The following is a 375-nucleotide window of genomic DNA, read 5'->3' on the forward strand; positions in this document are numbered from 1 at the left end:
CAACGATGACATCCTCCATCGCCTTCAGCTGCACATAATCACCCGGCTTTGAGCGCGGCTCTTCAATTATATAGTCCCAATTTTCATCCAGCTGATTGTTCATAAACCAGTTAATCGGATCGGGGACAGGACGGTCCACGCCGAATGCTGCCATCGCTTTTTTTAAATTGTCATGGCAGTTCGGATGGTTCTCATCATCGAAGTCGATTTTATAGCGCCAGTAATCACAGGCCGGAAAAAAGAAATCATGCCTGCCTACCGTATCTTTGACCATCTGCATTAACGGTCTGCGCTTATTGCTGTATAAGTAGTCTCCTTCTTTTAAACGGATGCTGCTCAGCGAGGCGCGCATATGCACAGGCGAAACGTGTTCAT

At 47.2% G+C, this 375-nt stretch carries 1 protein-coding gene; it reads right to left on the reverse strand.

Features of this window, described 5'->3' with window-relative positions:
- Positions 1-375: urea carboxylase-associated family protein (locus LKX83_RS32055; RefSeq protein ID WP_227887310.1), on the reverse strand; the 375-nt coding region annotated here is incomplete at both ends.

It is taken from the genome of Cohnella baijiui, from assembly GCF_020731285.1.
Lineage (GTDB): Bacteria > Bacillota > Bacilli > Paenibacillales > Paenibacillaceae > Cohnella.